Below are 20350 nucleotides of genomic sequence, written 5' to 3'. Positions count from 1 at the left end.
CATCAATCTTTTATTTCTTTGAATAATTCATAAGCTTTCTTTCTAGCCTCATCTAAAACTTCAACACCTTGATCAGTTATTTTATAGTATTTTCTAATTTTCCCATCTACTAATTTTTCATCTTTTTCTAAGAGTCCAGTTGATTCCATACTGTGAAGAAGGGGATATAAAGTTCCTGGACTCATATCATATCCATGCTCACTAAGTTCTTCTATCATCCAAGAACCGTAGAAAGGATCTTTCTTTGCATGATGAAGTATATGGATTTGAATAAATCCTAGAAAAAATTTTCTTAAAATTTTATCTTGCATTTTTGTTCACCTCTAATGTATAATGTGTATATCGAAAACCGATATCGAAGTATGATATAATTATAACATCAAATATTTTTTATTACAAGTGATTATGTTATATTTATCTATTACTAATTTTAATGGACTTATAAAAGTATTTTGACTTAAAAGGAGAATGATTATTTATGTTATAATGCTTTTATTTTATAGTGTTACTTTGTATGAGATAGGAGTATGGTTTTTAGCCATACATTTATTATCCATGGTAATCACATATGTAGTAATAGATGGATTCGCTTATATTAAGTTTATAATATGATAATTTTGTATGAAAGGAGAGGTTCGTTATGAAAAAAGAAAGAGAACTAGAAAATAAAAATGCTGTTTTATGGAGAGTATTTCTAAAAGATGTATTCATTTGCTCTTTAGGAGCATACGGAGGACCAGAGGCGCATTATGGTGTTTTTACAGATCAGATGGTTGTAAAGAAAAAATATTTAAATGAAGAAGAGTTAGTTGAACTTATTGCTTTAACTGGAATTTTGCCAGGGCCAAGTAGTACGCAAACCATTGTAGCTATTGGGTACAAAATTGGAGGACCATTGTTGGCACTCCTAACTATGCTGGTATGGGCTTTACCTGTACTTATTTTGATGACTTTACTTTCATTTTTAAGTCAATTTCTAGAAAATATGAATTTATCTCAAGAAGGATTACGATATATTGGACCAATGGCAGTAGGATTCATAATTATAGCTGCGTACCGAATAGGCAGTAAAGTGATAATAGACAAGATTACTTTAATTTTATTAATAATGGGAGGAGTAACTACTTATTTTATTCGAGAACCTTGGATATATCCATTAGTTTTAATTTTAGGTGGAGTTGTTAGCGTTATTACCTCAAAAGAGAAAAATCTATGGAATCGTGTAAAAATAAGTCCTCCTTGGATATATTTGATTTTATTTGGAACTTTTGCAATAGGAAGCTTTATTTTAACTCTTATATGGGATAACAAAATAATTCATTTATTTGAAAGTTTTTACCGATATGGTTACTTGGTTATTGGAGGAGGACAAGTGGTGGTGCCACTTATGTATAGTGAATTAGTTGAAGTAAATCAGTATATGACAAATCAAGAGTTTTTAACTGGATTCGGACTTGTGCAGGGGTTACCTGGACCAATGTTTAGTTTCAGTTCATATGCAGGTGGAATGGCAGCTAGGGGGGGCAGTGTGCTAACACAAGTTCTAGGTGCTGTTGCAGGTGGCATTGGAATATTTCTACCAGGACTTCTTTTGATTTATTTTATATATCCTATATGGGAAAGCTTAAAGAAGATTAGAGGAATTAAAATATCCTTAAAGGGGATTACTGCTGTTGCAGGTGGATTAATTACTGTTTCTGCAATAATTTTAATGCAGAAGAGTGGATTTAGAATTGATAATATTATTGTTATGCTGATTACTATAGTACTTTTATTCACCAAAAAGATCCCAGCACCGTTGATTGTATTAGCTACTTTAGCAGCAGGATTTATTGTGTAGATACAAAGAAAATTAAAAATATAATGTATTTATATATTGATAAATTCACTTAAATAATGTATTATATCTTATGGGAATGAAGTTCTCCCTTGGTTAAGACCTAAACCGCGTGTAAAGCTGATGACTTCTGTGATTTAAAATCGCAGAATCATTGGCTTTTTTTATTACTTAAAAAAGATAGGAGAGATGTATATGCTATTATCACTTGCATTATTATTCCTAAGTGGAATGGTGCTAGGAAAAATTTTTGAGACATTAAGACTTCCAAAGTTACTTGGAATGCTAACAACTGGTATTTTACTTGGTCCATATGTATTGAATTTACTTGACCCTACAATTTTGAATATTTCTACAGAATTAAGGCAAATAGCTTTAGTTATTATCCTGACTAGAGCAGGACTTAATCTTAATATTAAAGACCTAAAAAAGGTTGGGAGACCAGCTATTTTAATGTGTTTTGTACCTGCTTGTTTTGAAATAATAGGGATGTTAATTCTGGCACCTATGCTTCTGGGAATAACTATATTGGATGCTGCCATAATGGGGACAGTTATAGCGGCAGTTTCTCCTGCAGTAATTGTTCCAAAAATGCTTAAATTAATGGAAAGTGAATATGGAACGAGCAAGAGTATTCCACAAATGATAATGGCTGGAGCTTCTGTAGATGACGTATTTGTTATAGTTCTTTTTACAGCTTTTACTGGGCTAGCACAAGGTGGTACTATTACAGCGATGCATTTTCTAACTATTCCTACATCAATAATTTTAGGTTTATTAGGTGGAGTGGTAACAGGCTTATTTTTATCTATGCTATTTTCTAAAGTACATATTAGAGATACTGGAAAGGTAATAACTATTCTTTCTATTTCGTTTTTACTTATTACCTTAGAGCATATGATGACAGGTGCAATTGGATTTTCAGGTTTGCTTGCAGTAATGGCACTGGGGGCAACTCTTCACCAGAAGAAATATGAAATTTCACAACGTCTTTCAAATAAATTCTCCAAGCTATGGGTTGGGGCGGAGGTACTTCTTTTCGTTCTTGTAGGATCAATAGTTAACATTAGTTATGCATTAAATGCGGGAATACTATCAATTTTGCTTATTTTTGGAGTCTTATTATTCCGTATGATAGGAGTTTTTATTTGCCTTATTAATACTAAACTCAATAAAAAAGAGAGAGTTTTTACAGCCTTTGCATATATGCCTAAAGCTACAGTGCAAGCGGCTATTGGTGGATTACCATTAGCTATGAATTTACCTTCTGGTAATATTGTATTAACTGTAGCGGTTTTATCTATTATAATTACTGCTCCACTTGGTGCTATTCTTATAGATACAACATATAAAAAATTTCTATCTAAGGATGTGAATTAGATATTTAATATAGTCTATAATTAAAGAATTAAGGGTATAATGTAAAGTACAATTTATTTAGATGGAGGAAATATAATTTATGAAATCTGTAATTATATATTGTTCTGCGTACAAAAATCATACTGAGAAAATTGCGAAAGTATTTGCAATGGAAATAAATGCTGAATTAATAAATTTAAAAGAATCTAAAGATATTATAATTGATAATTATGATTTAATTGGGTTTGGCTCTGGAGTCTATAAAGAAAGAATGGCTTCACAATTATTTAGTTGTGTTGAAAGTTTGAGCTTAAAAGGAAAAAGTACTTTTGTATTCTCAACAAGTGGAGTTGGTAAAAAGTTTTATAATAAAAAGTTAATTAGGCTTTTAGAATTAAAGGGAGCAAAGTGTAAGGGTAGCTTTGCTTGTAAGGGAAGTTTTATTAGCAAAGATTTTAGTGATAATAAAATTTTTGAATTCATGAGTAAGTTTGCACAAGGACATCCAAATTATAAAGATTTAAGTGAAGCTGAAAGGTTTATTAAAAAAATAGTATCTATATAATAATAGTGCAATAGAATAATATTTATTCTGTTGTACTATTATTTTTTACATAAGTAAAATCATGTTATAAAGAAAAATAAAATATTGACTGCAAACCTTATGATTAAATAAATATATAAATATTTACTAATATCTTTTTTAAATTAATGTTATTATATAAAATAAAAATTATAAATTGGGAGCGTAAGGATAATTTAATACGTCTAATAAATGTAAGCACCATAAGAAAGGAGGTAACTTATGGATTCCCTTTCGGTACCAAAGGAGAATAAATCGATTATAGGACATGATATAGAAAAAGAAATTCAAAGATTAATGGATGATTATGGTGATGATGTGTTGAGAACATCATATATGTATCTTAAAGATTTACAGAATGCTGAGGATGCTTTCCAAGAAGTGTTTATTAGGGTTTTCAATAAATTCGAAAGTTTTAAGGGTGAAAGTAGTGAAAAAACATGGATTATTAGAATAACAATTAATGTATGTAAAGATATGTTACGTAGTTCATGGCTAAAGAGGGTGCTACTTACTGATAAATTAAAAGAGAAAAATACAATTATTGGAATTGACAATAAAATTATTAAAGAGGAAGAGAATAAAATCTTATTTGAAGAAGTAATGTCTCTATCATATCGATTTAAAGAAGTTATCATACTTTACTACTACCATAACTATAATACGATTGAAATAAGTAGGATTTTGAACGTGGCTGAAGGAACTGTAAGAAGCAGATTACACAGAGCAAGAGAAATACTTAAAATGAAGTTAGGAGGGAGGAGTGATTGGGATGAATAAAATGAGGGACTTTAAAAATATAGCAGATGATATCATGAAAGATATAAAAGTTGATGAAGATCTTAAGAAAAAGACATTAGAAAAAAGTTTAAAGAAAAATAATATGCCAATCAGTAAAGTACTGATACCAGCTGCTTGTTTTCTCTTAATTATTGGAATAGTAAATATAGCTCATATTTTACCACTAAAAAATCCCAAGATCCAAACTGAATATTCTGATACTAATATTATCAGTAGCGTTGGTGAAACTGAATCAGCGCCAGAAGATTCCAACATAAATATATTAAATGCTGAGGAAAAATCCTGGGCTATAGATACTTTTGATGACGCAAAAAGAAACTTTGGAAATGCTTTTCTTGTGCCTACTTATATTCCAGAAGATTATGATATCGAAGAAATTACTGCATCAGGCCTTGAAGAAGGAAATGCATCCAAAATTATTATTAATTATTTTTTAGAAAGTAAGTCTTTTTTGATTATACAAGAAAAGATTCAAATTGAAAATGAACTTGTTAATTATGAGAAAGTTGATATCAACGGAACAATAGGATTATTAAAGGAAGATATATTAATAAGTAATAAGTATGAAAATACCACAAATACAGAGTTATATTGGTCCAGAGATGGGATTCATTACTCCATTACAGGATTAATAACACAAGAGGATGCTATTAAGATTGCAAGGTCAATGAAATGATAAAATAGATTGGAGGCAAAGTTTATGAAGAAATTAAAATTTATAAAGATTTTAGTTATTGGAATATGTATATCAATATTCTCATCAACTGTAGCTTTAGCTTATACAAATGAAGGTCAGCAAACTGAGGCACGAGAACCACAATCAGCTGTTGCAAATAACTTGCTTGAGAAACAAAAACAAATTGATAAGTTTGTATTTGAAGAACATGCTAATGAAATCTCTGATAAGGGGTTTAAAGTTATAAATACTGGCGTTGTTGGAAATTTTATTGAAATTGGAATAATGCCTTATAGTGAAGAAAATGCAGAATATTTATATAATGCTTTTGGTAATGATGTAGTTAAAATTATTGAAGGTAAACAGGTTGTTACAGTAGGTACAGCTATAGATTCACCAGATAATTCTGTTTCAAGCACGGTAGTTTTAGAGGAAGAAATTGATGAAGGTATACTAAACAAACAGATAGAGATTAATCAATATGTATTTAATCAATATAAAGATAAAATTTCTGAAAAGGGATTTGAGGTTACCCATACAGCACCTTTTAAAGATTATGTTGAGGTAGGAATTATTCCTTATAATGAAGAAAATACTGAATATCTATATAGTATTTTAGGTAGAGACATGGTTAAAGTTGTAGAAGGGCAACAGGTAACAATAATGGATGGTCAAGAAGTTTCTTATGAAGCTGAAATTTATGCTACAACATCAATTAATGAAGATAAGGAGAAATCTAGTGGGCTAATATTACCTGTAGTAATACTTTCTATTTGTGTACTTTGTGGAGGCACTATTTTTATGAAAAGAAAAAAAGCTAATTTTAGAAGTTAATATATTTAACTAAAATAAGACAGTAGATAGATTTGTGTAATATCAAATCTATCTACTGCTTAATTATTTCAAAAGCCATTTTTCAGCATCTTCTTTATTTCCATACATTCTAAAATGATTGCCTTTATTTACTTCTAAGGCCATTTCTCTAAATCTACCTTTTTGAATTATATCATTAGGTATAACAGCAACAGACTTTAAATTATAGTTTATAAATTTTTGAAGCATATTACCAGCCACCTTAGTTTTTAGGTTAAAGAAATCTTCTGATAAGGCTTCATAATGAATCATAAGTGCATATACTTCATGCTCCCAACATAAGCTCAATAAATCAAGAGCATCATTTTCCGTACTTAAAGGTGTAGTAGCAGAAATCAATTCTATATATTTTTTATCATTTATTTCTCTAATTTTATAGTTCATTTTTTCTTCCTCCTTTATGATATTATTTTTAAATAGTTTTTGACGAGTTTCACTAATCCAATTTAATTCATTATTATAAGTTGAAATAATATTTTCTGATATCATTTCCCATAGTAAATTTTCTCTAGTACTTCTATTAGGTGAATAAAGAGCACGTTTGTTTTTCTCAACCTGCATAATTAGCTGCACTTTCAATTCATTTTCATATTTTAAGAAAAGATCATTTAATTCTTGATCACTTAATATGTCTGCCCATGCAAGTTGAACTAAAAATGTCTTTTTAATCTCAGGAGCTTCTGGTGATGATGAAATCCATTCTTTTAATTCTTTAAGACCTTCTTTAGTTATAGTATATATTTTTTTTGAAGGAGAATTATCTTGATGTATTATTTCACTAGTAACAAGATATTCATCTTCCATCTTAATAAGAGATTTATAAATTTGATTATTATTACCAGACCAGTATAAGAAAGAAGATTCTTCAAAAATCTTTTTTAACTCATATCCTGTTGATGGCTTCCAGCTCAATATACCTAGTATTGCAAGTTTAATTGACATGATAACACCTCTTTTACAAATAACATAGGTTAATAGTAACATATGTTATTTGTGTAGTCAAATAAATATTGAGATATAAAAATATATGGTATGGTAATGATCTAGTAAAATTTATTAAAAACTGTTTTAGTAAGAAATAATGAACTTTATTATATATTTTTTTGTGCAAGTCAATGCAAAGATTAGATTTAATTTTTTATGGTAATGAAAGTATAGAGAAGTGTAATAAATATATGATATAATATGTATTAATAAATTAGTAAGTAATACATATTAATCTAAAAATTTGAAAAATAATAATATATAATTATAAGCATACTATAAAAGAGAAAAACTTTATGAGAGAATTAATATTTGTTTGTATCAAAGCATTAGCTTTAGATAAATAAAAATTATAAAGAGGAGGATAAGTTTATGAAAAAATATATATGTATTCCATGTGGCTACATTTATGATCCAGCAGAAGGAGATCCTGATGGCGGCATAGCACCAGGAACTGCATTTGAAGATATTCCAGATGATTGGGTTTGTCCTATTTGTGGTGTAGGTAAGGATGACTTTGAAGTAGTGGAAGAATAAAAGAGCTATATAAAGATTGAAATTATAAAATGATCCATATTATAAAGATTAATATGGATCATTTTAATTTTAAAAATATTTTTATAAATTTATCTTACCACTTTGTCTAACTTCTAAAATTACATTAGCTTCTTTAAAGTGAATTTCATAAACATCTAACATATCACCAGCTTGATTAATTATCATTTCATAGCTTGGTAATTTTTTTATAAACTCTTCTTTTAAGTCATATATGGATAAGGAACTCTTATGAATTGTAGCAGTGGCAACTCTAACATGCTCACTGTTTTCATCAGGAGTTTTTGGTACTGTTGTAAATGCTACTTTATTATTTTGTGAAAATTCTATTGTTTTAGGAAGTCCTCTAAAGGATGCAAAATATACCATACCTTTATTTTCAGGATTATAATAAAAATTTACTATTCTAACATTTGGTGTATTATTTATTGCAGTTGCTAAAGCAATATTATTTGTATCTTCCATTATTCTATTAAATTCTTTTGAAAAATCCATTTACATTCTCCTCTTTTTAAATTTGATTCAAAGTAATCTTAAGATTTACTTCTTAATACAGTTTTATTCTATCATGTAACCTTGACAACAGTATGTCATGGTTATATTATAAAATAAATTTAACTAAAGGATTGATGAATTTGAAAATTGATAGATTAATCTCCATTATTATGATATTACTTGAACGTAAAAAAATTAGTGCAGCTAAGTTAGCTGAAATGTTTGAAGTAAGCCCTAGAACTATCTATAGGGATATAGAAACAATAAACTTATCAGGCATTCCTATTATTACTTATCCAGGCGTTAATGGTGGTATTGGAATTATGGAAGAATACAAAATTGACAAGAAACTTTTTACAACTTCAGATATTGTAACAATTTTAATGGGACTTGGAAGTATTTCATCAACGATGACTAATGATGAAATCATTAATACTCTTGCTAAATTAAAAGGACTGGTTCCAGATGAACATATCAAAGACATTGAATTAAAATCAAATCAAATATCTGTTGATCTTACTCCGTGGATTGGAAATAAGTATTTACAGCCAAATCTTGAAAGAATTAAAAAAGCCCTTAATGAAAAGAAAATTTTATTATTTAAATATTATGATAGATATGGGAAAAAGAGTAGTAGAAAAATTGAATCTTATAGATTAATACTTAAAGAATCAAATTGGTATATACAAGGATACTGCTTATCTAGAGAAGACTTTAGAACTTTTAAATTATCACGTATATCAGATCTTGAAGTTCTTCAAGATACATTTGAGCCTAGGGAGTTTGAGGAAAAGTCATTAGGGCCCTGGAATTATATAGAGAAAAAAATAATTACAATTAAACTTGTGATTAATGAATCTCTTAGGGAAAGAATGGTGGAGCACTGTGGAGAAGAGAATATTCAGCCGTATAAAGATAATAAACTATTAGTTAAATTTCCGTTTATAGAAGATGAGTTCGGTTATAATCTTTTGCTTAGTTTTGGGGGTGAATGTGAATGCCTAGAACCACAATATGTCAGAGATGAGCTTATTCGTAGAATTAAAAATTTATTAAAAGTTTATAAGTATTAGTAAAAATATTTTGGAAAGAATGGCTTTTGTATTAAATAAGAGCCATTCTTTTTTAGACTTAACATATGTATATATCATATAATACTTAGTTAATAGTAAATTTGAGTACTGCCATCTATAATGTCATTAAGAGAAGTTTTTAACCATTCTATAGCTTTGGCACTATCTCTTTGTTCAATATATTTAAATAAGGTAGTTGTATTTTTACGTAATGTTTCTAAGCCATGTAATCTGCAAAAGCGTTCCCATAAGGATAATATAGGAGTTTTAAATGAGGAAAAAATCATGGGCATCAAGGTGTTTCCAGAAAGAAAAGCTAATTCATGATGAAATTCAAAAGCTAATTCAGAAGCTTCTTCAGGTGAATTTGTTTCCTCTATTTGATTAACATAATTTTTTAAATTATTAATTTCCTCATCGGTAATTGTTGGAATACATAATTCTACAGCTAGGGAATCAAATGCAATACGAATTTCTATAATTGAGCGTATCTCTGATTTTCTTAATATACCTCCATTATAATTCATGATGGAAATTAAAGTATCCATAGTTCCATTTCTACGATAATCAGCTACAAATGTACCTATTCTTGGCTTAATATTTAAAAAACCTTTTCTTGCTAATTCAGAAATACCAGAATTAACTACAGCTCTACTAACTTGCATAGATTTAGCAAGTTCTCTTTCGGGAGGAAGCTTTTCACCAATAGGAAGTTTTCCTGATAAAATCATCTTCTCTAATTCGCGTATAAATAATTCTTTTAATGATGGCGAAGTTAATTTTGTAAATTCCATATAATATTTTCACCTCTTTATTCTGATATTGGTATAACCACGTACCAATAATTATTATATTCCAAAATTAAACATAAATCAATAATATATAAGGTATATATATCAAAGAGTGGCATAAAATAAGTATTGATAGATAGGAAAATATTGACTTGAATAATTAAATATGTTAATATTTTATCAAAATATAATTTGGTATTCTGGTATGACCAGATAAAAGCGATTTTTAAAATATCAATATAAAAGAATATATGGTTCAATTAATAATATACATAATTAAAACTAATAGTATATTAAAAGTTAATATACTTATTTAAGTAAAACAGTACAATAAATAAATATTTAAAACATTATAAATATAGGGGTAAAAATATTTATTAATATCTGAAAATTCTTAATTTTACTAAAACTATAGTCTAAAATTTTATAGATATGGGGGATAATATATGAATGATTTTAGGGTTCTTGAAATTAAGCAAAGTGTTTTCAAAGACAATGACCACCAAGCAAGTTTACTTAGGGAAGAATTAAAAAAGGAGAAAACGTTTTTATTAAACTTAATGTCTTCTCCGGGTTCTGGGAAGACTACAACACTTACCAAAATAATAGATCTTTTAAAAGAAGAAATGAATATTGGAGTTATGGAAGCTGATATTGATTCTGATGTAGATGCACATACTATTTCTAAAACTGGTGTGAAAGTAATTCAATTACATACTGGGGGGATGTGTCATCTTGATGCAGATATGACAAAACAAGGATTACAAGCACTTGGAACAGAAGAGATTGATTTCGCAATATTAGAAAATGTAGGTAATTTAGTGTGTCCAGCAGAGTTTGATACAGGAGCATCAAAAAATGCAATGATTTTAAGTGTTCCGGAAGGAGATGATAAGCCATTAAAATATCCATTAATGTTCTCAATTGTAGACGTTTTATTAATTAATAAAATTGATGTTTTAGAGTATTTTGATTTTGATTTAGAGGCTTGCAAGGAACGTGTTAAGAAATTGAATCCAAAGGCCGAGATAATTACAATATCTGCAAGAACAGGAGAAGGTATCGAGAAATTTGCAGACTGGATTCGTAGAGAAGTAAGGGATTGGAATCAGTATTAATGCAAAAATTGATAGTGCAAAGTTTTATATGAAAAAATTAGTGAAGTTTATTTAACTTAATTTTCATAATTTAACACTAAATTTAGGGGGAAATATTATGGTAAAGGAAAAGGTGTTGGATCTTGCTAATCATATTAGTAAGAAAAAACGAGGATCGAAAAATGAGATAAAAGCTGAAGATCCAGAATATAGAATATTAGAACCGGTTGTTACGGAAGAAATGGCAGAAGTAGCTCTTTGTATGAAAATAAGAAAAAAAAGTACAGCAGAAGAACTTGCTCCATTATGTGGGAAATCAATAGAAGAAACAGAAAAACTATTATGGGATTTAGCAGTTGCAGGCGTATGCTTTGTAAATAAGATTGATGGTGTTGATAATTATTGGTTTGATACTTGGGTTCCTGGGATCATGGAGATGATGGTCAACAATATAGAAAACGTTAACAAATATCCTCAAATTGCAGAAGCTTTTGAAGCTTATGGAAGAGTAAGAGGACCAAAAACTACAGGGGCATTTCCTGTAGGAGTAGGATTAATGCGTGTTATCCCAATAGAACAAGCTATTGATGGTGAAACCAGAAAAGCGTCTTATGAAGAGGTCTCTAAATACCTTAATGAAAATGATATCTTTACAGTTTCAGACTGTTCTTGCCGTACAGCTAGAAAAGTTATGGGAGAGGGATGTGGTCATTTAGCTGAAGATATGTGCATTCAAATGGGACATGCCGCTGAATATTATATTCGTACAGGAAGAGGTCGCCAAATTACAAGAGAAGAAGCCTTTGAGATAATTAAAAGAGCAGAAGAAAATGGGTTAATGCATCAAATACCTAATCTAGATGGTTCAGGAAAAACTCATGCAATTTGTAATTGTTGTGGATGTTCATGTTTATCTTTAAGAACAGCTGAAATGTTCAAAAATGTAGATATGGTGCGTTCAAATTATGTTTCTCAGGTTGATAAAGAAAAATGTGTTGCCTGTGGAGAATGTGTTGTAAACTGTCCTGTTAATGCTCTTAAGCTAGGGCAAAAGCTATGTTCAGTAAAGCCTATAGAAGTAGAAAAAGTTGAAACTCCACGTGATACAGAATGGGGACCAGAAAAATGGAATCCTAATTATAGAGTTAATAGAAAAAATGTTGTAGATAGTGGTACTAGTCCCTGTAAAACAGAATGTCCAGCTCATATTGCCATTCAAGGGTATATAAAATTAGCTTCTCAAGGAAAATATAAAGAAGCACTTGAATTAATTAAACATGAAAATCCATTTCCAGCAGTATGTGGACGTATTTGTCCAAGAAAGTGCGAATCTGCATGTACTAGAGGAGATATAGATGATCCTATTGCTATAGATGAAATTAAGAAGTTTATTGCAGATCAAGATTTGAATACAGAAAATAGATATGTGCCAAAGATAAAGCATGATTATAATAAGAAAATTGCAGTTGTAGGAGCAGGTCCAGCAGGCCTTTCATGTGCATTTTATTTAGCAACTGAAGGTTATAAGGTAACTGTATTCGAAAAGCAAAAGGTGCTTGGCGGTATGTTAACTCTTGGGATTCCATCTTTTAGACTAGAAAAGAATGTAGTAAATGCAGAAATAGATGTTTTAAGAGAGTTAGGAGTTGAATTTAAGAGTGGAGTTGAAGTTGGTAAGGATATAACTTTAAATGAGTTAAGGGCTGATGGATATGAAGCATTTTATCTTGCAATTGGAGCTCAAGCAGGAAGAAAAATAGGTATAGAGGGTGAAGAGTCAGAAGGGGTAATTACAGGAGTGGATTTCTTACGTAGTGTAAATTTAGGAAAGGATGTTAATCTTAAAGGGAATGTAGTTGTCATAGGTGGCGGTAATGTTGCCATAGATGTTGCCCGAACAGCCGCTAGAGTTGGAGGAGAAAGCGTTAATATATTTTGTCTTGAAAGTCTAGAAGAAATGCCAGCTCTTGATGAAGAAATAGAAGAAACTTTATCAGAAGGAATTACTATTAACAATTCATGGGGGCCAAAAAGAATTATTTCGAAAAATGGACATGTTACTGGAATAGAATTTAAGAAATGCATTTCTGTATTTGATGAAAATAATAGATTCAATCCTAAATATGATGAAGACAATACAATGATTATAAAAGCAGATACTATATTACTTTCAGTTGGTCAATCAATTTTTTGGGGAAATTTACTTAATAACAGTAATATAGAGTTAAATAGAAATAATACAATAAAGGGAGATTCATTTACTTATCAAACAGGAGAAAAGGATGTTTTTGCAGGTGGAGATGCATTTACAGGTCCAAGATTTGCAATTGATGCTATTGCAGCAGGTAAAGAAGGGGCAATTTCAATACATCGTTATGTTCATCCAGGACAAAGTTTAGTTATAGGACGAGATAGAAAAGAATATCATTCTATAGATAAAGAAAATATTGAACTAGAAGGATATGATCGTCTACCTAGGCAAAAAGCTAATCACGTGGATGCAGAAAAATCAAAGGAAACATTTAAGGATTTACGTGGTACATTTACTGAAGAACAAATAAAGAAGGAAACTGAACGTTGCCTTAGCTGCGGTGCAACGGTTGTAGACGAATTTTTATGTGTAGGATGTGGGGCTTGCACAACAAAATGTAAGTTTGATGCAATTTCACTTGTTAGAAAATATGACGGAGAAGGGGTAGCTTATGAGGACTTAAAGCCAGTAGTTATTAAGCAAATTCTTAAGCGTAAAGGTAGAATTGCAATTAAAAAGGCTAAAAATATATTTAAAATGAATTAGTGATATTAGGAGAGTTCATATGCATGAGATAGGGGTTCTATTTGAAATTATTAAAACTGTAGAGAATTTTGCAAAACAAAATGATGTAAAAAAAGTTGAAACTTTAGTTTTACAAATTGGAGAACTCTCTTCAATGATTCCAAGATATATGAAAAATCTTTACCCAGCAACAATTAAAGGAACAATATTGCAAGGATCGGAATTAGAGATAGAAATATTGCCCGCTAATGCTTTGTGTAAGGAATGTAATAAAGTATTTAATTTAGTTTCAAATAATGGAATATGCCCAAAGTGTGAAACTAAGGATTGGGAACTGTTAGGTGGTAAAGAATTTTATATAAAAGAGATTGTTTGTTATTAATATAAAAAAATTATAACTGGGGGAATAATAATGTTTAGTTTTAACTATGAAGCGGGAGCTTCTGATTTATCTGTATGGTTAGTTTGGATTGCTATATTCATAATTTTATTTTTACTTAATGAAGTAACAAGGCGTTCAAAAGTTTGTGGATTTATAGCTTTTGTAATATTACCAATGATACTATCTGTTTTATGGTTTACAGTATTGAAAGAGAAAACTTATACTGATTGGTTTCATTTAGCAAAGGTATATTCAGCAACGGCAGGATGTATTGGATTTTGGTGTATAAGGCATTTAAAAGGTAAAAATAAAAAAACAGGAAGGGAATGGAGGCTAGCAGATAATAAAATAGCACTTTGCTTTCCACCTTTGATTCTTGCAATCAATATTTGTGAGGCTGTAGCACGTGATATCCAAGTAGGACTTCAATATGCAGGCGGCGGAATTCTTGCAGACGATGCAATGTATGTGTTAGGCGGTTCATGGAATTATATGAATGCTATTGCAGGTATTTTAAATATAATAACTATTACTGGTTGGTTTGGAATATGTATTCGTAAAAGGACTAATAAAGATAGAAGCAATGACATGATATGGCCTGATATGTTATGGTTCTGGATTATAGCTTATGATTTATGGAATTTTGCATACACTTATAATTGTCTTCCAGGACATTCATGGTATTGCGGTTTTGCATTGCTACTTGCTCCAACAATATGTGCTTTTACTGTTGGGAAAGGTGCATGGCTTCAACATCGTGCACATACATTAGCATTATGGTGTATGTTTGCACAAACCTTCCCAGCATTTATTGATGAAGGCAAATTTGTAGTGTCATCAACCTATAATGAAACACCTTTATTTATTTTCAGTTTGTTAGCACTTCTCGCTAATATTGCAGTTGCTATATATATGATTTATAAAGTAATGAAGACAAAGCGTAATCCATATAAGGGCGAACTTTATACTGATTTAAATAAATATAATGAAGTAAGAGAATTATCTATGTAGCAATAAAAAAAGGTATGTTGCAGGATATATAATTTAAAATATAAAAATCAAAATTAATTACAAAACTAGAATAGGAGCTGATTTACAACAGCTCCTTATTAAATATAAGTAAACACAATAAATTATTTTAAATAAAAGGGAGGAACTTTAAAAATGCACATGGCTGATGCACTAGTTGCACCTACAGTTGCTGGAGTAATGTATTCGTGTTCTGCTTTAGCAACTGGATATTCAATAAAAAAAGTGAGAATGGAAAATGAAACTAAGAAAATTCCAGTAATGGGAGTTATGGGCGCATTTGTATTTGCAGCTCAAATGATTAATTTTACTATTCCGGGGACAGGCTCATCAGGACATATATGTGGAGGAATTTTATTATCTGCATTATTAGGGCCTTTTGCAGGATTCTTGACACTGGGTGGAGTGTTGTTAATACAATGTTTAATGTTTGCAGATGGAGGAATATTAGCTTTAGGAAGCAATATATGGAATATAGCTTTTTATGGATGTTTTATTGGTGCAATGCTTATATGGAAACCTATAATGAGAAAAGGTGCATCTAAGAAAAAAATTATTATAGCATCTATAACAGGATGTGTTTTAACATTACAAATGGGAGCATTTTCTGTAGTTATAGAAACCTTACTCTCTGGAATTACAGAGTTGCCATTTTCTACTTTTGTTGCAGTTATACAGCCAATACATTTAGCAATTGGATTAATAGAAGGACTTATTACAGCTGCAGTACTTTGTTTTATATATGAAGCAAGGCCAGAATTGCTTTGGGGGATAAATGAAGATGTTAAAAAGACTGTAGGATTAATACCGTTTAAGAAAGTGTTGATAATTATATCATTATTTACTTTGTTAGTAGCTGGAGGTATTTCACTTATGGCATCTGAATATCCTGATGGGCTAGAATGGTCTATTGAGAAAGTTACTGGATCTACAGATATGGAGGCAAATGGGGAAATATATGATAATATGCAAAAGTTACAAGAAGCTACTGCAATCTTGCCAGATTACTCACTTAAAAATTCTGATTCATCAATAGGAACTTCTATATCAGGAGTTATTGGAGGACTTGTAGTTTCGGTATTGTGTATTGGTGGATGCTATACCTTTAAATTTTTCAGAAGGCAAATTATAAAATGAGTAAGTTGAATAATACAATTTATGAAATTAATAATATAGATGCTTTATCAAATGAAGATAAGTGGATGAATAAAATTCATCCACTGATTAAGGTTATCTTAACTATTATATATATTTTATTAGTTGTATCATTCCATAAATATAATATAACAGGAGTTATAGGTATGTTTATATATCCAATAGTTATTTTTATAATTTCTGGTATTTCTTTTAAAGATAGTATAAAAAAAATGAGGTTAGTACTTCCGTTAGTGTGTTTTATGGGTTTGTTTAATCCACTTTTTGATAAAGAAATATTATTTAGTATAAATGGAATTTCTATTTCAGGAGGAATTATTTCCATGAGTACTTTAATGATGAAGGGAATTTTAGCGGTTTTAGCATCTTATATTCTTATAGTTACAACAAATATTGAAAAAATATGCTATGCAATGGAGTGTATATATATACCTAAAATTTTTATAACTCAAGTTCTACTTATCTATAGGTATTTAACAGTATTGCTTAAGGAAGCGAATCAAATTAGTGAAGCATATAGTTTGAGAGCTCCAAATCAAAAAGGAATACATTATAAAGTATGGGGTTCTCTTATGGGTCAACTATTGCTTAGGAGTATGGATAAAGCAGAAAATATATACGAAAGCATGTGCTTAAGAGGGTACACAGGTGAGTTTTCATACGCGCATAATATTAAGTGTAATTCAAAAGATTATGTCTACTTTATTACTTGGCTAACTATATTTATTACCATAAGATTTGTTAATATATCTGAAATAATGGGAAATATACTTTTTTAGGAGGAAAATATGAGTCATATTCATGTAGATGTAGAAAATTTATCTTTTTCTTATGAAAAATCATATCCAATACTAAAGAATATTACATTTACTGCAAAGGAGAATGAATCCATTGGTATTATTGGAGCTAATGGAGTAGGAAAGTCTACAATTTTAAAGTTATTAGTTGGATTAAATTTAAATTATGAAGGTAGCATAAAAATAGAAGATATACCTATACAAAAAAGCACTTTAAGTAGAATTCGTGAAAGAATAGGATATGTATTTCAAGATTCAGACAATCAACTTTTTATGCCTAATGTTTATGAAGAGATAGCATTTGCACCACGGAATTATGGTCTTTCGGAAAAGGAAGTTGAAATGCGAGTGAATTATGCATTAAAAAAAGTTCATATAGAAAATTTGAGAGATAAACAGATATATAAAATGTCTGGTGGGGAAAAAAAACTTGTATCAATAGCTACAATATTTGCTATGAACCCAGATATTATTTTAATGGACGAGCCTACAATTGCATTAGATCCTAGGAATAGAAGGAACTTAATTAATATACTTAATGAATTCGAACATCTTAAAATTATTGCATCTCATGATTTGGATATGATTTTAGATACGTGCACTCGAACAATTCTTATATGTGAAGGAAGAATAGTTAGGGATGGAGATACGAAATCAATTCTTAAAGATAAAGAGTTACTAGAGGCTAATAATTTAGAGCTTCCACTATGCCTACAAAATAATATTTAAATATAAAATATAAAAAACGTATAGTTATTTTTATAATTAAAAAAGCATCTCTTTAAGGAGATGCTTTTTTAATTATAGCTTATGAACATTTACAGCCATAGGACCTTTTTCATTTTCTTGAATATCGAAAGTAACGTTTTCACCTTCGTGTAAATCCTTACCAGGGCCATTTTCTTTAATTTGTGAATGATGTACAAATACATCATTCCCTTGTTCACAAGATATAAATCCATATCCACGTTCATTATCGAACCACTTGACTACACCGGTTATATTAGCCATGAAATTTCCTCCTACTTGAATTTATCATTAAATAGTATTTATCAAAAATTGAATTTTAACACCTTGATAAATAAGGAAATTAAATAATCGAAAAGTATAATAAAAGTGAGGAAAAATTAATTATTTTAAATTTATAACAATAAATAACAAAAAATAAGTAGATTAAAACTGAATAGTTTAAAATAAAGGAATATAATGAGAAAGGTAGGTTTTATATAAAAATACTAGTAAATTGTATTGAGGAGTGAGATAAATGTTAGATATTCTAGTTAAATATGGATTAATAGTTGATGGTACAGGAAATTCAGCCTATAAAATGGATATAGGGATTAAAAACGGCAAAATAGTAGCAATAAAAGAAAATATAGATAAAGATTGTAAAAAAGTTATAAATGCAAGTGGCTTAGTAATTTCACCTGGGTTTATAGATGTGCATAGTCATAATGATCTTGTACCATTTATGGACGAAGAAATACAAAATCTAAAACTTAGACAAGGTGTTACAACAGAATTAGTTGGACAGTGTGGATTAGGAGTTATACCTTGTATAGAAGAGGAAAGTAAAACGTGGAAAAATTACATTAAGGGAGTTGTTGGAAACCCTAATATAAAATTTGACTTTAGAGAAGTTAATGATTATTTTAATAAAATAAAGGAAAAGGGATTAAAAAATAATTATTCTGTGCTTATTTCTCATGGAGCTGTAAGAGCAAGTGTTATGGAATTTGAGGCGAGAAAAGCAACAAATGATGAAATTAATAAAATGTGTGAGATAGTAGATAATGCTATGAAACAAGGTGCATTAGGAATGTCTCTTGGACTTCAATATATTCCTGGAATATTTAGTACACAAGATGAATTGATAAAATTATGTAAAGTAATTAAAAACTATAATGGAATAGTAATGGTACATGTAAGAAATCATGATAGAAATATAATAGATTCAATAAATGAGGTAATAGAAGTAGCAAGAGTATCAAAAGTAAAAATTCATATTTCACATATGAGGTCGTATGATTCTAATGAGTTGGGATGTAAGGCTGAAAGATTAATAAATATAGTAGATGAGGCTGTTGAAAGTGGGATAAGTATTACATTTGATGAACATCTTTATCTTTCAGGGAGTACTTTGATGACTCAACTTCTACCCCCATGGATAACTAATAAAGGCACTAAAATATTATTAGAAAAGTTAAAAGATAAAGAAATATTAAACACTTTAAAAAAGGAGCTTTTGGATTTAAATGCAAATTATGTTGGTTGGGATAATTATAGTGCAATTTCAGGATGGAATGGGATTTTAATAACATCTTTAAATAAAGAGGAAAACTTAAAATATATAGGGAGAACTGTTGGAGAAATATCCATAGAAAGAAATATTCATCCTATTGATTTTGTAGCTAAACTTCTTATATCAGAAGAAACAGGGGTTGGAATTGTGACACTAAATATTTTTTCGGAGGAAGATACAATAAAATTAATAAAGCATCCATTTCAAATGGTAGGTTCCGATAGCATCCCAGCAGGAGAACCTCATCCAAGGCTTTATGGAAATTATCCATTGTTTATAGGAAAGTTTGTTAGAGAAAAGAAAGCTATATCTCTTGAAGAAGCTATATATAAATCAACACTTCTTCCAGCGAAAACATTAGGATTAAAAGATATAGGTGAAATTAAAGAAGGAAAAAGAGCGGATATAACTATATTTGATTTTAATGAAATAACAGGATATGAAGATTATAATAATAAAACAAGAAAACCTATAGGAATAAAACATGTTATAGTAAATGGAAATATTGCTATGGAAGATGAAGTGATATCGAATGGAGCATATGGACAAATTTTAAAAATATGAAATAGTTATAAAAATTTATAGAAAAGAAAAAGCTTATTAGTAAAACTCTAATGAGCTTTTTTATTTAAGTAAGAGTTAAATATAAATTATATAATATAGTATTTAAAATAATTATATTGTCAAAAAATAAATGTTTAAAATTATAAATTTTTATATATAAAATTATTGAATTTAAAAAATAGATTAAAAAACAAAGTGTTAATAAAAAAAGATATTTAATA

21 protein-coding genes and 1 riboswitch are annotated in these 20350 nt (G+C 29.3%); of the genes, 16 read left to right on the top strand and 5 right to left on the bottom strand.

The features are described 5' to 3' along the window. Nucleotides 1-2 precede the first annotated feature (2 nt). Nucleotides 3-311, bottom strand: coding sequence for a PadR family transcriptional regulator (locus tag AAT22_RS10820; protein WP_016208140.1), 309 nt, complete (start codon nucleotides 309-311; stop codon nucleotides 3-5). A gap of 329 nt (nucleotides 312-640) precedes the next feature. On the opposite strand from AAT22_RS10820, the gene chrA reads away from it, so the two are divergent. The 6 genes from chrA (at nucleotide 641) to AAT22_RS10790 (ending at nucleotide 6090) form a co-directional block, all read left to right on the top strand. Then, a complete protein-coding gene (gene chrA, locus AAT22_RS10815) occupies nucleotides 641-1840 on the top strand; it encodes a chromate efflux transporter (protein ID WP_047001228.1) in 1200 nt (399 codons plus the stop codon). Between the two features lie 63 nt (nucleotides 1841-1903). Then, a riboswitch (Fluoride riboswitch) is annotated at nucleotides 1904-1977 on the top strand. 55 nt (nucleotides 1978-2032) lie between these two features. Next, nucleotides 2033-3217: a cation:proton antiporter gene (locus AAT22_RS10810; RefSeq protein WP_047001227.1), complete on the top strand. Its 1185-nt coding sequence runs from the start codon at nucleotides 2033-2035 to the stop codon at nucleotides 3215-3217. A gap of 79 nt (nucleotides 3218-3296) precedes the next feature. Next, on the top strand, nucleotides 3297-3761 hold the full coding sequence (locus AAT22_RS10805; protein ID WP_047001226.1) for a flavodoxin family protein: 465 nt from the start codon (nucleotides 3297-3299) through the stop codon (nucleotides 3759-3761). 240 nt (nucleotides 3762-4001) lie between these two features. Beyond that, the gene (locus tag AAT22_RS10800) at nucleotides 4002-4559 is read left to right on the top strand and encodes a sigma-70 family RNA polymerase sigma factor (RefSeq protein ID WP_084820755.1); all 558 of its coding nucleotides are present in this window, start codon (nucleotides 4002-4004) and stop codon (nucleotides 4557-4559) included. Continuing rightward, on the top strand, nucleotides 4552-5256 hold the full coding sequence (locus AAT22_RS10795) for a DUF4367 domain-containing protein (RefSeq protein ID WP_047001225.1): 705 nt from the start codon (nucleotides 4552-4554) through the stop codon (nucleotides 5254-5256). Before AAT22_RS10800 ends, AAT22_RS10795 begins: the two co-directional genes overlap by 8 nt. A 24-nt stretch (nucleotides 5257-5280) precedes the next feature. Continuing rightward, complete coding sequence (locus tag AAT22_RS10790) at nucleotides 5281-6090, top strand: hypothetical protein (protein WP_016208134.1); 810 nt, start codon at nucleotides 5281-5283, stop codon at nucleotides 6088-6090. 63 nt (nucleotides 6091-6153) lie between these two features. Here the strand turns inward: AAT22_RS10790 and AAT22_RS10785 are convergent, their stop codons facing one another. Continuing rightward, nucleotides 6154-7071 (bottom strand): DUF4180 domain-containing protein, encoded by a 918-nt coding sequence (locus AAT22_RS10785; protein WP_047001224.1) that lies wholly within the window; start codon nucleotides 7069-7071, stop codon nucleotides 6154-6156. A 414-nt stretch (nucleotides 7072-7485) separates the two neighbouring features. Here AAT22_RS10785 and rd point away from each other — a divergent pair, with 414 nt between their 5' ends. After that, the gene (gene rd / locus AAT22_RS18805) at nucleotides 7486-7650 is read left to right on the top strand and encodes a rubredoxin (protein WP_016208133.1); all 165 of its coding nucleotides are present in this window, start codon (nucleotides 7486-7488) and stop codon (nucleotides 7648-7650) included. Nucleotides 7651-7731: 81 nt separating this feature from the next. Here rd and AAT22_RS10780 read toward each other — a convergent pair whose 3' ends face one another. Beyond that, on the bottom strand, nucleotides 7732-8163 hold the full coding sequence (locus AAT22_RS10780) for a pyridoxamine 5'-phosphate oxidase family protein (RefSeq protein WP_047001223.1): 432 nt from the start codon (nucleotides 8161-8163) through the stop codon (nucleotides 7732-7734). A gap of 140 nt (nucleotides 8164-8303) precedes the next feature. Here AAT22_RS10780 and AAT22_RS10775 point away from each other — a divergent pair, with 140 nt between their 5' ends. Next, complete coding sequence (locus AAT22_RS10775) at nucleotides 8304-9236, top strand: YafY family protein (RefSeq protein ID WP_047001222.1); 933 nt, start codon at nucleotides 8304-8306, stop codon at nucleotides 9234-9236. A gap of 89 nt (nucleotides 9237-9325) precedes the next feature. Here AAT22_RS10775 and AAT22_RS10770 read toward each other — a convergent pair whose 3' ends face one another. Further along, nucleotides 9326-10030, bottom strand: a complete 705-nt coding sequence (locus AAT22_RS10770) for a GntR family transcriptional regulator (RefSeq protein WP_047001221.1) — start codon at nucleotides 10028-10030, stop codon at nucleotides 9326-9328. Nucleotides 10031-10473: 443 nt separating this feature from the next. On the opposite strand from AAT22_RS10770, the gene hypB reads away from it, so the two are divergent. The 7 genes from hypB (at nucleotide 10474) to AAT22_RS10735 (ending at nucleotide 17992) form a co-directional block, all read left to right on the top strand. Further along, complete coding sequence (gene hypB, locus AAT22_RS10765; protein WP_016208127.1) at nucleotides 10474-11145, top strand: hydrogenase nickel incorporation protein HypB; 672 nt, start codon at nucleotides 10474-10476, stop codon at nucleotides 11143-11145. 97 nt (nucleotides 11146-11242) lie between these two features. Beyond that, entirely contained in the window at nucleotides 11243-13921 is a 2679-nt protein-coding gene (locus AAT22_RS10760; RefSeq protein WP_047001220.1) for an FAD-dependent oxidoreductase, read from the top strand. Between the two features lie 19 nt (nucleotides 13922-13940). Then, on the top strand, nucleotides 13941-14282 hold the full coding sequence (locus AAT22_RS10755) for a hydrogenase maturation nickel metallochaperone HypA (RefSeq protein ID WP_047001219.1): 342 nt from the start codon (nucleotides 13941-13943) through the stop codon (nucleotides 14280-14282). A gap of 30 nt (nucleotides 14283-14312) precedes the next feature. Then, the gene (locus AAT22_RS10750; RefSeq protein WP_047001218.1) at nucleotides 14313-15293 is read left to right on the top strand and encodes a DUF5692 family protein; all 981 of its coding nucleotides are present in this window, start codon (nucleotides 14313-14315) and stop codon (nucleotides 15291-15293) included. Between the two features lie 153 nt (nucleotides 15294-15446). Then, entirely contained in the window at nucleotides 15447-16448 is a 1002-nt protein-coding gene (locus AAT22_RS10745) for an energy-coupling factor ABC transporter permease (RefSeq protein ID WP_047001217.1), read from the top strand. Further along, nucleotides 16445-17245 (top strand): cobalt ECF transporter T component CbiQ, encoded by an 801-nt coding sequence (gene cbiQ / locus AAT22_RS10740; RefSeq protein ID WP_047001216.1) that lies wholly within the window; start codon nucleotides 16445-16447, stop codon nucleotides 17243-17245. Before AAT22_RS10745 ends, cbiQ begins: the two co-directional genes overlap by 4 nt. Before the next feature lie 9 nt (nucleotides 17246-17254). After that, nucleotides 17255-17992, top strand: a complete 738-nt coding sequence (locus AAT22_RS10735) for an ABC transporter ATP-binding protein (protein ID WP_047001215.1) — start codon at nucleotides 17255-17257, stop codon at nucleotides 17990-17992. 72 nt (nucleotides 17993-18064) lie between these two features. Here AAT22_RS10735 and AAT22_RS10730 read toward each other — a convergent pair whose 3' ends face one another. Beyond that, nucleotides 18065-18274 carry a cold shock domain-containing protein gene (locus AAT22_RS10730; RefSeq protein ID WP_047001214.1) on the bottom strand — a complete coding sequence of 70 codons (210 nt, stop codon included), beginning with the start codon at nucleotides 18272-18274 and terminating at the stop codon, nucleotides 18065-18067. A 253-nt stretch (nucleotides 18275-18527) separates the two neighbouring features. On the opposite strand from AAT22_RS10730, the gene AAT22_RS10725 reads away from it, so the two are divergent. Next, nucleotides 18528-20129 carry a D-aminoacylase gene (locus AAT22_RS10725; protein WP_016208118.1) on the top strand — a complete coding sequence of 534 codons (1602 nt, stop codon included), beginning with the start codon at nucleotides 18528-18530 and terminating at the stop codon, nucleotides 20127-20129. The last annotated feature ends 221 nt before the right edge of the window (nucleotides 20130-20350 follow it).

The organism is Clostridium sp. C8 (assembly GCF_001010885.1).
Taxonomy (GTDB): Bacteria; Bacillota; Clostridia; order Clostridiales; family Clostridiaceae; genus Clostridium; species Clostridium sartagoforme.
Note: the sequence above shows the minus strand (reverse complement) of the source record. Positions and strands in the feature narration are given on the sequence as shown.

Coding starts and splice junctions, on each gene's coding strand:
- AAT22_RS10760 (WP_047001220.1), top strand. CDS start 11,243: ATGGTAAAGGAAAAGGTGTTGGATCTTGCTAATCATATTAGTAAGAAA.
- AAT22_RS10735 (WP_047001215.1), top strand. CDS start 17,255: ATGAGTCATATTCATGTAGATGTAGAAAATTTATCTTTTTCTTATGAA.
- AAT22_RS10750 (WP_047001218.1), top strand. CDS start 14,313: ATGTTTAGTTTTAACTATGAAGCGGGAGCTTCTGATTTATCTGTATGG.
- AAT22_RS10785 (WP_047001224.1), bottom strand. CDS start 7,071: ATGTCAATTAAACTTGCAATACTAGGTATATTGAGCTGGAAGCCATCA.
- AAT22_RS10755 (WP_047001219.1), top strand. CDS start 13,941: ATGCATGAGATAGGGGTTCTATTTGAAATTATTAAAACTGTAGAGAAT.
- AAT22_RS10820 (WP_016208140.1), bottom strand. CDS start 311: ATGCAAGATAAAATTTTAAGAAAATTTTTTCTAGGATTTATTCAAATC.
- rd (WP_016208133.1), top strand. CDS start 7,486: ATGAAAAAATATATATGTATTCCATGTGGCTACATTTATGATCCAGCA.
- chrA (WP_047001228.1), top strand. CDS start 641: ATGAAAAAAGAAAGAGAACTAGAAAATAAAAATGCTGTTTTATGGAGA.
- AAT22_RS10795 (WP_047001225.1), top strand. CDS start 4,552: ATGAATAAAATGAGGGACTTTAAAAATATAGCAGATGATATCATGAAA.
- hypB (WP_016208127.1), top strand. CDS start 10,474: ATGAATGATTTTAGGGTTCTTGAAATTAAGCAAAGTGTTTTCAAAGAC.
- AAT22_RS10790 (WP_016208134.1), top strand. CDS start 5,281: ATGAAGAAATTAAAATTTATAAAGATTTTAGTTATTGGAATATGTATA.
- AAT22_RS10800 (WP_084820755.1), top strand. CDS start 4,002: ATGGATTCCCTTTCGGTACCAAAGGAGAATAAATCGATTATAGGACAT.
- AAT22_RS10805 (WP_047001226.1), top strand. CDS start 3,297: ATGAAATCTGTAATTATATATTGTTCTGCGTACAAAAATCATACTGAG.
- AAT22_RS10770 (WP_047001221.1), bottom strand. CDS start 10,030: ATGGAATTTACAAAATTAACTTCGCCATCATTAAAAGAATTATTTATA.
- cbiQ (WP_047001216.1), top strand. CDS start 16,445: ATGAGTAAGTTGAATAATACAATTTATGAAATTAATAATATAGATGCT.
- AAT22_RS10725 (WP_016208118.1), top strand. CDS start 18,528: ATGTTAGATATTCTAGTTAAATATGGATTAATAGTTGATGGTACAGGA.
- AAT22_RS10810 (WP_047001227.1), top strand. CDS start 2,033: ATGCTATTATCACTTGCATTATTATTCCTAAGTGGAATGGTGCTAGGA.
- AAT22_RS10745 (WP_047001217.1), top strand. CDS start 15,447: ATGCACATGGCTGATGCACTAGTTGCACCTACAGTTGCTGGAGTAATG.
- AAT22_RS10730 (WP_047001214.1), bottom strand. CDS start 18,274: ATGGCTAATATAACCGGTGTAGTCAAGTGGTTCGATAATGAACGTGGA.
- AAT22_RS10780 (WP_047001223.1), bottom strand. CDS start 8,163: ATGGATTTTTCAAAAGAATTTAATAGAATAATGGAAGATACAAATAAT.